Origin of the sequence: Chryseobacterium sp. SN22 (genome assembly GCF_008329705.1) — a bacterium.
Taxonomy (GTDB): domain Bacteria; phylum Bacteroidota; class Bacteroidia; order Flavobacteriales; family Weeksellaceae; genus Chryseobacterium.
Map to the genome: position 1 here is coordinate 76,138 of NZ_VTSX01000018.1, position 12,829 is coordinate 88,966.

Consider the following 12,829-nt stretch of genomic DNA (forward strand, 5'->3'; position numbering starts at 1 on the left):
TTTAGTTTGTTATTTTTTCAGACTTAAACAATATTGGGGTAATCTTAAAAATAATATTCCGAGAATCAATAAACCTGAAAACGAATGGTGTCAGGATCTCATTCTATGGCTGCAAAATTCGAACCTTTTGCACAAAATCAGCTTATATAAATTACGGAAAGAATTACCAATTTTACCGGCCATGCAGAATGTTGCGGAGAAAGTGGTAATTTTGAATCCATAAAATATAAAGTCATGCAGAATCAGGGCGTTGAAGTTTTTAATACCGTATCGGAATACAATAAAATGCTGAATCACGAAACTCTGCATCCGCTGGTAAGTGTCGTTGATTTCTCAAAATCCAATCCCATCTGCCAGTTCATCAGGAGGTTTGGGTTTTACACTGTTTTTCTAAAAGACGTGATGTGTGGCGACATGCAGTATGGCAAGCACAGCTACGATTATCAGGAAGGGACACTGGTATTTATAGCGCCGGGACAAACGTACGGGATTTATAATGCGGATACCTACATTCAGCCTGCCGGTTTTGCGCTCATCTTTCATCCTGATCTGCTGAAGGGAACTGCTCTCGGAAAGAATATTAAAGATTACAGCTTCTTTTCGTATGATGTCCATGAAGCATTGCATCTTTCCGAAAAAGAAAGAGAAACCGTTTTGGAATGTTTAAAAAATATAAAACACGAAATCGCACAGCCGATCGACAAGCACAGCAAATCATTAATCATCAACAATATCGAACTGTTCCTGAATTACTGCATGCGGTTTTACGACCGGCAGTTTATTACCAGGGATCATGTGAACCAGGGAATCATCGGTAAATTCGATGCTTTGCTGAATGATTATCTTCGCTCCGAAAAACCAAAACATATCGGTTTTCCGATGGTGAATTACTTTGCCGAACAGCTGAACCTTTCGGCGAATTATTTCGGGGACCTGATCAAAAAGGAAACCGGTATTTCCGCGCAGGAATATATTCATGACAGGATTATTGATGCGGCTAAGGACCAGATTTTCGATCCCGCCAGATCCATCAGTGAAATTTCCTACAATTTAGGCTTCAAATACCCGCAGCATTTTACCCGGCTGTTCAAAAGCAAGGTCGGTGTCTCCCCGAGCGAGTATAAATCGTTGAATTGATCTTCAAATCTTTAAATTACGGACTGGCTCGGATTTTCACAGATGATTGCGTGTGGCTTCGACTCTGCTCAGCCACCGGATGGTCGTAGTTTTAAAAGTACAGGACTTAATACAAGGTTCCGTTGTCATCCCATGGAGATCTAAACCATCGTAGAGAACAGAAGAAAAGATTTGTATCTGATTCTTTCAGGATGAAAGCAGGCAGACAATTAAACAGGCTTCAACGAAAATCTTCGGTTTCTCTTCTGATGTGATCTGAAAATATTTTCAAAACTGAGTCATAATCTTATATGCCTGATCTACTAAATGTTCAAGCTGCTTTTTAAGGCAATAAAATAAAAGCTCTATACTGTTAGCAGAAAAATCATTATATTTAAAAGAATATAAATTTTGTTTTCGGCATGACCACCCAGCAGCATTCAGGAATTCACACTTTTCAAACCCCTTCCGGAAAAATTTCAGCAGTAGAGCACAATGGCGTAATCCGGGCGAAAAGCATCCGGTATGCCCGTTCTGAAAGATACAAGAAGCCTGTACCGGTAGATTTGGGCTGTCATGAAATTCCGGAGAAAACCCCGGTATGCCCGCAACACATCAGTCCGTTGCTGGAAAGGCTGATCCAGAGAACGGATGTGGATCAGTTTGAACCCGATGAATCACCTCAGTTCTTAACTGTTACCTGTCCCGGAAATCTGATTGAAAATGAGAATCTACCGGTCGTGGTCTGGATCCACGGCGGATCTTATGAAATCGGCTGTGGCGATCTGCCAACTTCCGATCCGTCGGTGTGGGTAAAAGAACAACGGATTATTGTCGTTTCCGTTTCCTACCGCCTCGGGCTTTTCGGCTTTCTGGGTGGAAGCGAAGAACGGCCGGCGAATCTCGGTCTGTTCGACATCATGGAGTCTTTAAAATGGATCCTGAAAAACATCCGAAGCTTCGGCGGAAATCCTGAGAACATCACGCTTTTCGGGCAGTCTTCCGGCGGAGATGCCATTGCGCATCTTATGATTTCCGAAGGAGCCGAGCATTTGTTTCAAAGGGCCATTATTCACAGTGCGCCGCTGGGATTCAGGCTGAAAAGACAGAAAATGTCACTGGAGTTTTTCCGGAGAACGGAGTTTTTGAAGGATGTAAAAGATCCTTTAAAAATGGTTGATGAATATGTGAATTTCCTGCCGTCATTCCGGAAGTACGGTTTAAAGACCGCCATGCCTTTCTGTACGCAATATGGTTTCGCTCCGTTGTGCACAGAAGAGGAAAGCCTGGATCAGTGGAAGAAAAATGCGGAAAAATATGATGTGCTGATCGGATCCAATCAGGATGAAACGGCCTTTTATGTAAAGACCGCACAGGAAGGACTGTATACCTATCTTCATAAAAGGATTCTCAACAGCATCGTCCGGAAAACAACAGAATCCATTTACGAAAAGCCTGCTGATGTTTTTGCAAGGAATTATGCCGATGGGGGAGGGAATGTTTACCGGTTTACCCTAAAATCCACTTTAAAGAATAATAACATCGGCGCATCGCATTGTGCTGACCTTCCCCTGATTTTTGAAAACCAAGAAGCCTGGAAACATTCGGAATTGTTAAAAGACGTTCCCTGGGAGTATATTCAGGAGAATGGCAGGAAACTCCGCGCACTCTGGGCTGAGTTTGCCACAACGGGGAAAATATCCGAAAAGTCGGAACTTCCGGAAATCCTGGAACTCCGAAAAGCTCAGTCTAAAAAATAATCCGAAAAGATTAAAAATAATCGCTCCGAAGAAATTCAGATTTAACTTGCTGAATGCAAGCCCAAACCGATAATTTCTTCGGAGCGGCAATAGGGTAAAATAAATGAAATGGATTCGACAATATTAATTTAATTTGACAACAAAAGAATCAAACCGGATAAATCAAATTCTGGATAAAGTTCCTCTTAACATACAATATCATTTGATATTTTAAGACAGTCGGCAGGAAAAACTTCCAGCCTTCTGCGTTCATCCTGATCATGTGATTTCTATTAAATATTGAACATCCTTTCTATGATTATTCTTCAAGCCATACGCTGACGTTGCCTGCGGGTACAGGGAAGTTGCCCCAGCCGTTTTCATCAATGATCACTTTATCCTCAGATCTTCCCAGGACGTCATAAAAGGTTTTGCCGATGTATCTTTCTCCCATTTCCATTGGTTTTTCGTAAGCATCTTTGTTGCTCAGTACTACGGCACATCCGGAATGCTCTTCATCACCGTAACGCACCCATCCCAGGCAGTTGGCATCTTCGAAATAATCCCGCTGCTCACCATAAGCATGGTCCTTTCTGGCTTTCATCATTTCTTCGATTCCGTCCACTTTATTGAGGAATATCTCCTGGTCATTCCCTTCTCTGTCTTTGTCTACATAATGAGCGCCGTATAGATCAGGATAAAAAATACATGGGTAGCCGTCTTTTCTCAAAAGAATTAAAGCATACGCCAGAGGCTTGAACCATTCTTCAACAGGCGCCTCAAGATCCTGTAGCGGCTGGGTATCATGATTATCCACCAGTGTTACCGAATGTAAAGGATCTTCCAGGGTTAAGGTTTCCTCAAAAATCCTGCGGAGATCATACGAACTGCCTTCGTTTGAAGCATTGTGGAAATTATGGTGAAGTGAGCTGTCAAAAAGGCTCATGCAGCCTTCGGTAGCAGCAATGTATTTTCTTAGCAACGGCAGTCTTCCCGGAGCCCAGTATTCCCCGACCGCAAAAATGTTCTGGCCGGTATTGGAGCGCAGCATCGTAAGCCATTCTTTATAAAACTCATAAGAAATATGTTTTACGGCATCAAGACGTACGCCGTAGAAATTCGTCTGATCAAAGTACCATTTGGCCCATTTATTCAGCTCTTCACGTACGAAGGGGTTGCGGTGCTCGATATCATTAAACATCAGATAGTCGTAGTTTCCTTTTTCATCATCGATCATCTCCTCCCAGCTGTCGCCGTACTCGGATTTGATCATGTAAATATGGGAATCCATTCCCTCGGCATAATCCACCCCCGTGAAGCAGGTAAAATTCCACTCGAAATCGGAGTATTTTTTATTTCTTCCCGGAAATGTAAATTTCGTGTACGACTGGATCTCGAATTCGTCTGAAATAATTTTTTCACGGTCTTCTTCATCTACTTTTACCACTTTAAACGTTTCCAGCTCATCGCCGCCGCCTTTGTGGTTCAGTACGATGTCAACAATCGTTTTGATGTTGTGCTCCCTTAAAGTATTGATTGCGCTGATATACTCGTCCTTGGTACCGTATTTTGTCGCCACGGTTCCTTTCTGATCAAATTCCCCGAGATCATAAAGATCATAGGTGTCGTATCCGGTAGAATCTTTTCCGCCTGCTGCTTTATAAGCTGGCGGGAACCAGATGGAGGTAATGCCGAGACCGGCTAAATATTCTGCATCATTTTGTGTCTGCTTCCACAGCTTTCCGTCTCCTTCGGAGTACCAATGGAAGTACTGGATCATCGTTTCATTCATAAAATTGTAAATTTGGTTACTACAATTTAGTGAAAAAAAACGGATTATCGATTATCAAATTCCTCAAAAGGGATTTTAAGCTGAACGGAAACCTGCTTTTTTTCTTCCGTATTCAGATGGGAGAGGGAGAGTCCCAGCAGCCTTACGGGTTTGTCAAAAGGCCGGAGTTCCCATAACTTTTTTCCGGTCTTTACGTATTGTTCCGGAAGGGAAAAATACTCTTCCTGCGTCATACTTCGGGTATACAACGAAAAATCCCTGTATTTGATCTTCAGCGTTAATGTTCTTCCCAGGATATTGTTCTTCTGAAGGCGGCTGTGCAGCTCTTGGCTGAGGCTTTCCAGCTTTTCATTGACCTGCTGTTCTTCGAAAAGGTCTTCAGAGAACGTCCTTTCTACGGCAACGCTTTTCTGGATGCGGTGCGGCTTCACCTCCGAAGTATGGATCCCCCGGACTACATTGTAATAATGCGCCCCAGATTTTCCGAACAGTCTTGTTAAATCTTCAATAGATCTTTTCTTCAGATCTTTTCCTTTGTAAATTCCTAAGCTGAACATTTTATTGGCCGTCACTTTTCCTACGCCGTAAAACTTCTCTACCGGAAGCTCTTCCAGGAAACTTTCAATCTTTTCGGGGTGGATGGTTTTCTGTCCGTTCGGTTTATTGATATCAGAGGCCACTTTTGCCAGGAATTTGTTGATGGAAATCCCTGCAGAAGCGGTAAGCCCGGTCTTCTCAAAAATTTTCTGCCGGATCTCCTTTGCAATGAGATTGGCCGACGTCATGCCCTTTTTGTTCTCCGTAACATCCAGGTAGGCCTCGTCCAGCGACAGCGGTTCTACCAGGTCGGTATATTCGTAAAAAATCTCCCTGATCTGTCGCGACACTTCCTTATATCTGGGAAAGCGCGGCGGCACGAAGATAAGTTCCGGACATTTCTGTTGGGCCGTTTTGCTGGGCATGGCGGAACGGACCCCGAATTTGCGGGCTTCATAACTGGCCGCTGCCACTACACCGCGGTGCTGTCCGCCGACGGCAATGGCTTTTCCCTTCAGCGCAGGATTGTCGTGCTGTTCCACGGAAGCATAAAATGCGTCCATATCGACGTGAATGATTTTGCGCATAGGAAAAGAAGAATCCATACCGCAAAGATATGGATTCCTGTTAGAGTTTAATGTTCAGGGTTTAATGTTCAGAGTTAAAGGCATCTCGACACTTATTTCAAAAGCTGGTCTATGGCAGACTGGATTTCGGGGTCCTCCGGAGAAATGGCGTAATACTTGGCAATCGCGGATTCCTGGTCGATCACCATGTATCTCGGGATCCAGTTGAGATCGACGTAATTGTTGAAATCATTTTTCCAGCCGCTGGCAAACCAGTAATTTTCCTTGTCTTTCATATCAAAGCGTTCCAGGCTTTTCTCGAAACCTTCTTTGGAGCGGTCGAGTGATAGAAATACAAAGTCGATATCCGTATTGTTTTCTTCCAGCTCTTTGGCTTTTGGCAGGGCATTAAGACAATCGCGGCACCATCCGGCCCAGAAGTCGATGATCAGTACTTTTCCTTTATGCTGATCCAGAATTTGCTGAATGGTTACTGTTTTTCCTTCTTCATTTTCCAGTTTCTGCGCCAGGGCTTCTTTGGAAAAACTCTTTTTCAGGACTTTCGGAGCCTGTTGTGAACAACCTAATCCGAAAATTCCCATCATTAATACCAATAACAGTTTTTTCATGTTCAAAAAATATTTATGCAAAGCTAATTCATAAAGCGGAATTCGGGACTGCTTTTCATGAAATACTAATAATGTATAAGATTGAGGATTTCTATTGATAATCTTTCACCAGACCTTTTACCAGAGCGATTACATTCGGCATTGCTTTATTGGCAGCGTTCAGGACTTCCTCATGGGAAACGGAAAAGGCGATGTCCGGCCCGCCGAGATCGGTAATTACCGAAACGCAGAAAACGTCCATTCCCATATGTCTGGCGACAATGACTTCCGGAACGGTGCTCATGCCTACCATATCACCACCAATGGCTTTAATCATGCCGTATTCTGCCGGAGTTTCAAACGTAGGGCCCTGGAGGGCGACGTAAATGCCCTGATGAACAGGAATGTTATTTTCAGCAGCTACGTTTTCGGCAACTGAAATCATTTTCCGGTTGTACGGTTCGCTCATATCCACAAAGCGGGGACCGAAAGAATCGATGTTTTTGCCACGGAGCGGATGTTCGGGCATCATGTTGATGTGGTCTTTCACAATCGCGATATCACCGATCCGGTAATCCGGGTTGACGCCGCCGGAAGCATTGGAAAGGATTAGGTTTCTGATGCCCAGCAGATGGAAAACCCGTATCGGGAAAACAACGGCTTCTATGGAGTGGCCTTCGTAATAATGGAAACGGCCGCTCATCATGAGGACTTTCCTGCCTTGCAGCATTCCGAAAATCAGTTTTCCGCCGTGTCCGGCAACGGTGGTCTGTGGGAAATTCGGGATGTTATGATATTCCAGTACCTGGATGGCTTCCACTTCGTCCTGCAGTTTTCCCAGCCCCGAACCGAGGACAACGGCGAAATCGGGGATATCTTTAATCCGGCTTTTAATAAACTCTGCGGTCTGCTTAATTTTTTCTAACATAATCCAGGATGATTTGGTTGAATTCTTCCTTTTTATCAATGATGACATTGATCGGCCAGTAGTAAACAATATCCCGAAGATAGTCAAAACTTTTAAGACGCACGTAGTCTTTTTCTGTGGTTAAGATTAATTTATATTCACCTAACTTCTTGTATTCAGCAACGATATTTTTAATATCCGCTTCTGTAAAATTATGGTGGTCCCGGAATTTCAGATGCTTCACCCGTTGCGAAAACTTTGCCAGATGGGTAAGCAGGGGTTTAGGGTTGGCAATTCCGGTAATTAAAAGGATGTCATAATAATTCAGGTTGTTGTCCGGAAGCACTTTCTCCCTTCCGTATACGTTTTCGTCGTATCCGATGGAGGAGAAGAACACCTTTTGGGTACGGTCCGGCCGTATTCTTGAAATGTAATACTGCTTGGTTTCTTCTGTAAGTTCGTCGGGGCACTTGCTCACCATAATGATGTCCGCTCTTCTGGAACCGGTTCGCGATTCCCTCAGATCTCCGCCCGGAAGAAGGTGGTCTTTGAAATAGGGATCATTAAAATCCGTCATCAGGATATTGAATCCGGCTTTGATGGCACGGTGCTGCATGGCATCATCCAGAACAAGAACATCCAGGTCCATGTCACTGATCACTTTTCGCGCACCGGGAACCCTTTCTTCGGAAACGGCAATTACAAAACGGTTTTTGAACCGTTCAAAAAGCTGCATGGCTTCATCGCCCACCGTTTTGTAGTTGCTTTCATAGTTGGTCACGGCATAGCCTTTCGTAAGGCGGCCGTAGCCCCGGGAAAGCACGCCGGTCCGGTAATGTTTGGATAAAAACTGGGCAAGATACATCACCATCGGCGATTTTCCGCTTCCGCCCACAGAAAGATTCCCGACACAGATGATCGGGGTACTGAATTTCGTCGATTTAAAAAGCCCTAAATCATACATGGTATTCCGGATACCCGTTACCAAGTGATAGCCTAAGGAAAAAGGATAGAGGTACCATCTTTTCATACCTTGCAAAAATAGGGATTTTCACAGGGATTTGAATCAATATAGCAGCTTCTTTTTGATATTTATTTTAAAAATTCTGCAGTTGATTATCATTAAATTACAGTATTTTTGCAGACTTATTTTTATTACAATGAGATATTTCATTGAATTTTCCTACAACGGCAAGAATTATTTCGGCTACCAGATCCAGCCGAATGCCATTTCTGTACAGGAAGAAATGGAAAAGGCACTTTCCACGATTTTACAGGAACATATTAAAACAACAGGGGCAGGAAGAACGGACACCGGTGTTCATGCTAAAAAAATATTCGCCCATTTTGATACGGATAAAGTTCTGGATCAGGATCTTTCCAGAAGGCTGAACAGTTTCCTTCCGGCAGATATTTCCGTTAAAAGGATTTTCCCGGTAAAGGATGATTTTCATGCCCGGTTTGATGCGACTTTCCGGACATACGAATATTATATCTCGCTGGAGAAAAACCCTTTTACTGAAGAATCGGCATGGCAGCACTGGAGAAAACCGCTGGATGTTGATAAGATGAACGAAGGCTGTAAAATTTTATTCGAATATGAAGATTTTACCAGCTTTGCCAAGCTCCACACCGATAATAAGACCAACCTCTGCAAAATCTATAAAGCAGAGTGGGAACAGAATGGAAGCGAACTTAAATTTACCGTTTCCGCCAACCGTTTTTTACGGAATATGGTACGGGCGATCGTCGGAACCCTGGTGGAAGTCGGCACCGGAAAGCTGAAGCCCGAGGAGGTACGGAAAGTGATTGAAGACAAGCACCGCAATTCAGCGGGAACTTCTGCACCGGCACACGGGCTGTACCTCGTGGATGTGGGGTATGAATTTGAGTGAAAATTAAAACTTAATATTGTTATTTAATTATAAATCTGCTTTGACTTTTACGGAAAGCTGAAAAGATGGTTATCTTTGCCGTTCTTATTTAACAAATAAAACTAATATCATGATTGGAATTTTGATTTTAATTGCCGCTTACCGCTATTATGCAGGTCTTGCAGGACGGTTCGGTAAAACAAAATGGCATTACGGCCTTCTGGCTTTGGGGATTTACCTGGGCACCCAGTTTGTTTTCGCATTTTCCTACGGCATTTACGCAGGCCTTACGGATCCCTCTTCTCTGGATGACAACAACTTCATGGAATTTTCGGTATTGAACCTGGTGGGCTGGCTTCTTTCCGTAGCGGCGGTCTGGGGATTTTATAAGATTCTGGAAGATAGATTCAGGAAAGAAAACCTGAAAAAACCGGTGATGGAAATCGAGGAAATCGGAAAAAAGGAGTTGTAAAAAACAGGAACTCTAAGTAGAGACCGTATCAAAAGGCTGGAAGAGGGAAGCCGGATGATGGGAGTACCCTCCGTTAAAATACTTCTGAGAGTCTTGAACATCAAAATGATTTTTTTGCATCAGACTAAGAAAAAATCCATTAAATTTTCTGATCATTTCTGTTTGTTTAAAACGAGATAAATACCATGGAATTCACATTAAAAAGCAGATGGCTCTGTAACCATAGTCAATTAACTTCAGATCTTTTGATGCTTGCATGGGCAAAAACTTCCGGCATCCGGCATCCTCTTCCAGCTTTATCTATCCCATAAATAACGGTCATCACAAATTTTCATCACGAATTCATCCTGTCGTAAAGGCTGACAATTTAGAAAGTCTTATTTTTGCATAGGATTTTATGTAATTCTTTCTTCAATTCGTACAATGAAAAAACAAGATACCTGGGGGATCGTGAAGCGGCTGTTCTTTATCGGAATGAAGTTCCGTTCATGGTTCATCCTTACTTTAATTATCTCCGTTATACTCGCCATGGTTTCTACGTACCGGCCCTACCTTACAATGGAGGTGGTGGATAACGACATTACCAGGCTGAAAGATAAAGCTTTGATGATGAAGCACATCTATCTGCTGGTAGGTCTGGTGTGCGCCGAAACCATTCTCAACTTTTTCCTGGTTTATTTCTCCAATTTCATATCGCAGAATGTGATCCGGGACATCCGGGAAAGGCTGTACAGCAAACTGATTTATTTTAAAACCTCATTTTTCGATAAAACGCCGATCGGCCAGCTGGTAACCAGAGCGGTCGGTGATGTGGAAACCATTGCCACGGTATATACCGACGGTTTCCTGATGGTGTTCGGGGACGTCCTGAGAATTGTCTTTGTACTGATCATGATGTTCAGCACGAATGTTCACCTGAGTTATATTACACTGGCAATTTTACCGCTGATGGTGGTAATTACCCGGTTTTTCCAGAAAAGGCTGAAAAAAGCATTTGGCGACGAAAGAAACTGGACATCCAACCAGAATTCTTTTGTGCAGGAAAGGCTGGCGGGAATGCCGATCATTCAGGTATTCAACCGTCAGGAATCCGAGTTCAAAAAGTTTGATGACATCAATATTACCTTAAAAAGCGCCTTGCTGAGAACGGTTTTCATTTTCTCGCTGTTCTTCCCGGTAGTCGAACTGATTTCCTCGCTGTTCATCGGGTTTATCCTTTTTTACGGAGGCTATATTACAATCAGTGCAGGGGTGGTGATTGCATTTATCCAGTATATTTCAATGCTGATCCGTCCTTTGAGGCAGATCGCAGACCGTTTCAATAACATTCAGCGCGGTATCGTAGGAGCGGAAAGGGTTTTGGGGCTGATGGATGAAGACAATGGCATGACCAATGAAGGAAAAGTGCAGAAAGATCATTTCGACGGCAAGATCGAATTTAAAAATGTTCATTTCGCTTATGACGAAAAGCAGGAAGTATTGAAAGGAATCGATTTCAAGGTGAATCCGGGAGAAACGGTTGCCATCGTAGGCGCTACCGGGGCGGGAAAATCTACGATCATCAGTTTGATTACCAGATTATACGATATCAATTCAGGAAATATCCTGATTGATGATGTCGACCTGAAAGATTACGAGCTGTATAACCTGAGAAGCCATATTGGGGTGGTGTTGCAGGACGTATTCTTATTCCACGGCAGTATTTTTGAGAACCTTTCTTTTGGGGACGAAAGCATTACGCTGGATAAAATAAAAGCGGGAGCCCGGGAAATTGAGGTTGACCAGTTTATAGAGCAGCTTCCGGGCGGTTACGATTATGTAGTGAGCGAAAGGGGGTCGTCGATTTCTTTAGGACAGAGACAGCTGCTATCGTTCCTGCGGGCGTACCTGTCGGATCCGAAGATCCTGATCCTGGATGAAGCCACTTCTTCGATTGACCATGAAAGTGAAAAGCTGATCCAGCGGGCCACGGAAAAGATTACTAAAAACAGGACTTCCATCATCATTGCCCACCGGCTTTCAACGATTGAGAAAGCAGACAAGATCATCGTGATGGAACACGGTAAAATTGTAGAGGAAGGCAAACACCTTGAACTCCTCGATAAGAACGGGTATTATTCTACCTTATACAAAGCCCAGCTGAGACATGAGATCGAGCTGGAAGAAGAGGAAAGCAAGAAATAGTTGTTCCAAATAAAAAATAAGGGTTAAAATCAGTACCGATTTTAACCCTTATTTTTTATTTAATCTCATAATTCTTTTTGAGGATGTCTGCAAATTCTTCTTTTGAAATTCCTTTTCCCGACGTGAAGCGAACATTCACCAGGCCTTCAGCGGTCGTCAGCTTACCTTTGCCATAGAGATAATCCAGCAGATTCTGAAGATCGTATTGATCTGCTTTCAGGCTGTAAATTTTATCATCCTGAATATCAGCTTCAAAAGAGACCGTATCTCCGGGAAGCAGAAAAGCTTTCTGTTCGATACTGATGCTGTAGCGTGAAGTATGATGGGTAAAAGACGGTGTAAAAAACAGCATCACGAAGGGAACAATAATGGCAAAAAGCAGGTTCCATACGGCATGATACAGAAAGCTGTACAGAATATTCAGCCGTACACGGATATAGCTTAAAATAAAACCGCCCGATAGCTGGGAAATGACGATCAGCGGGGATAAAGCATAGAATTTCCATGAATCATTTATATAATTATCGAGATGGACGAAACCGAATGCCACTGCGGAACCATACACCAGGTACGGAAAGATCCTGTTCCATTTTTCACGGCTGATAAAACGGGAAAACAGCCGGTGGTACCTCAGCGAATACCTGAAAAGAAATTCTTCCAGCAATGGTGCCATAAGGACTGCCAGTAAAAACAGGTTTAATAAGGTAAGGCTGCTCAGAGGATAGGCTTCCTGAACGGTTATAAAATTCTCCACCAGGTAATCAGAGGGGAATACAATGATAAAGTGCAGTAAAATTTCAATAAGCAGCAAATTAAAAATCAGCAGGAATCTGTTTTTGGAAGAAATATGGATCCGGACATCGTCAGGTTTCTTTACAAAATGCCATAATCCGGCAGCATCGTTTTTCAGGCGGAGAAAGTAATTCACAGTAATTTTTAACAATAGGTTTTAAAGAAAGATAAATTGTTACATTCTCATTTCCTTTTGAATGAAAAATAAAAAAAACACCTCTGGTAAAAGTCATTTTTTCAGG

At 43.0% G+C, this 12,829-nt stretch carries 11 protein-coding genes; 5 read left to right on the forward strand and 6 right to left on the reverse strand.

Annotated elements, in window-relative coordinates; genetic code table 11:
* The first annotated feature begins 234 nt into the window (after positions 1-234).
* Positions 235-1,137: a helix-turn-helix domain-containing protein gene (locus FY557_RS13435; protein ID WP_149247750.1), complete on the forward strand. Its 903-nt coding sequence runs from the start codon at positions 235-237 to the stop codon at positions 1,135-1,137.
* A 401-nt stretch (positions 1,138-1,538) separates the two neighbouring features.
* Positions 1,539-2,876 (forward strand): carboxylesterase family protein, encoded by a 1,338-nt coding sequence (locus FY557_RS13440; RefSeq protein ID WP_149247751.1) that lies wholly within the window; start codon positions 1,539-1,541, stop codon positions 2,874-2,876.
* Between the two features lie 298 nt (positions 2,877-3,174).
* Here FY557_RS13440 and FY557_RS13445 read toward each other — a convergent pair whose 3' ends face one another.
* The 5 genes from FY557_RS13445 to lpxK all read right to left on the reverse strand — a co-directional run bounded on the left by FY557_RS13445 (position 3,175) and on the right by lpxK (position 8,295).
* Complete coding sequence (locus tag FY557_RS13445) at positions 3,175-4,647, reverse strand: alpha-amylase (RefSeq protein WP_149247752.1); 1,473 nt, start codon at positions 4,645-4,647, stop codon at positions 3,175-3,177.
* A 44-nt stretch (positions 4,648-4,691) separates the two neighbouring features.
* Positions 4,692-5,789 (reverse strand): DNA polymerase IV, encoded by a 1,098-nt coding sequence (dinB, locus tag FY557_RS13450; RefSeq protein ID WP_149247753.1) that lies wholly within the window; start codon positions 5,787-5,789, stop codon positions 4,692-4,694.
* Between the two features lie 74 nt (positions 5,790-5,863).
* A complete protein-coding gene (locus FY557_RS13455) occupies positions 5,864-6,379 on the reverse strand; it encodes a TlpA family protein disulfide reductase (RefSeq protein WP_149247754.1) in 516 nt (171 codons plus the stop codon).
* A gap of 91 nt (positions 6,380-6,470) precedes the next feature.
* Complete coding sequence (locus FY557_RS13460; RefSeq protein ID WP_149247755.1) at positions 6,471-7,286, reverse strand: purine-nucleoside phosphorylase; 816 nt, start codon at positions 7,284-7,286, stop codon at positions 6,471-6,473.
* Complete coding sequence (gene lpxK / locus FY557_RS13465) at positions 7,270-8,295, reverse strand: tetraacyldisaccharide 4'-kinase (protein WP_149247756.1); 1,026 nt, start codon at positions 8,293-8,295, stop codon at positions 7,270-7,272. Before lpxK ends, FY557_RS13460 begins: the two co-directional genes overlap by 17 nt.
* A gap of 130 nt (positions 8,296-8,425) precedes the next feature.
* On the opposite strand from lpxK, the gene truA reads away from it, so the two are divergent.
* The 3 genes from truA (at position 8,426) to FY557_RS13480 (ending at position 11,795) form a co-directional block, all read left to right on the forward strand.
* Positions 8,426-9,160 carry a tRNA pseudouridine(38-40) synthase TruA gene (truA, locus tag FY557_RS13470; protein WP_149247757.1) on the forward strand — a complete coding sequence of 245 codons (735 nt, stop codon included), beginning with the start codon at positions 8,426-8,428 and terminating at the stop codon, positions 9,158-9,160.
* A 109-nt stretch (positions 9,161-9,269) separates the two neighbouring features.
* On the forward strand, positions 9,270-9,611 hold the full coding sequence (locus FY557_RS13475; protein ID WP_149247758.1) for a hypothetical protein: 342 nt from the start codon (positions 9,270-9,272) through the stop codon (positions 9,609-9,611).
* Positions 9,612-10,034: 423 nt separating this feature from the next.
* Entirely contained in the window at positions 10,035-11,795 is a 1,761-nt protein-coding gene (locus FY557_RS13480) for an ABC transporter ATP-binding protein (protein ID WP_149247759.1), read from the forward strand.
* Positions 11,796-11,850: 55 nt separating this feature from the next.
* Here the strand turns inward: FY557_RS13480 and FY557_RS13485 are convergent, their stop codons facing one another.
* A complete protein-coding gene (locus FY557_RS13485; RefSeq protein ID WP_149247760.1) occupies positions 11,851-12,723 on the reverse strand; it encodes a CPBP family intramembrane glutamic endopeptidase in 873 nt (290 codons plus the stop codon).
* Positions 12,724-12,829: the final 106 nt, after the last annotated feature.

What these genes read in the sequence shown, in the direction of transcription:
- FY557_RS13435 (WP_149247750.1), top strand. Translation starts at nt 235, where the DNA reads ATGCAGAATCAGGGCGTTGAAGTTTTTAATACCGTATCGGAATACAAT.
- FY557_RS13440 (WP_149247751.1), top strand. Translation starts at nt 1,539, where the DNA reads ATGACCACCCAGCAGCATTCAGGAATTCACACTTTTCAAACCCCTTCC.
- FY557_RS13445 (WP_149247752.1), bottom strand. Translation starts at nt 4,647, where the DNA reads ATGAATGAAACGATGATCCAGTACTTCCATTGGTACTCCGAAGGAGAC.
- dinB (WP_149247753.1), bottom strand. Translation starts at nt 5,789, where the DNA reads ATGGATTCTTCTTTTCCTATGCGCAAAATCATTCACGTCGATATGGAC.
- FY557_RS13455 (WP_149247754.1), bottom strand. Translation starts at nt 6,379, where the DNA reads ATGAAAAAACTGTTATTGGTATTAATGATGGGAATTTTCGGATTAGGT.
- FY557_RS13460 (WP_149247755.1), bottom strand. Translation starts at nt 7,286, where the DNA reads ATGTTAGAAAAAATTAAGCAGACCGCAGAGTTTATTAAAAGCCGGATT.
- lpxK (WP_149247756.1), bottom strand. Translation starts at nt 8,295, where the DNA reads ATGAAAAGATGGTACCTCTATCCTTTTTCCTTAGGCTATCACTTGGTA.
- truA (WP_149247757.1), top strand. Translation starts at nt 8,426, where the DNA reads ATGAGATATTTCATTGAATTTTCCTACAACGGCAAGAATTATTTCGGC.
- FY557_RS13475 (WP_149247758.1), top strand. Translation starts at nt 9,270, where the DNA reads ATGATTGGAATTTTGATTTTAATTGCCGCTTACCGCTATTATGCAGGT.
- FY557_RS13480 (WP_149247759.1), top strand. Translation starts at nt 10,035, where the DNA reads ATGAAAAAACAAGATACCTGGGGGATCGTGAAGCGGCTGTTCTTTATC.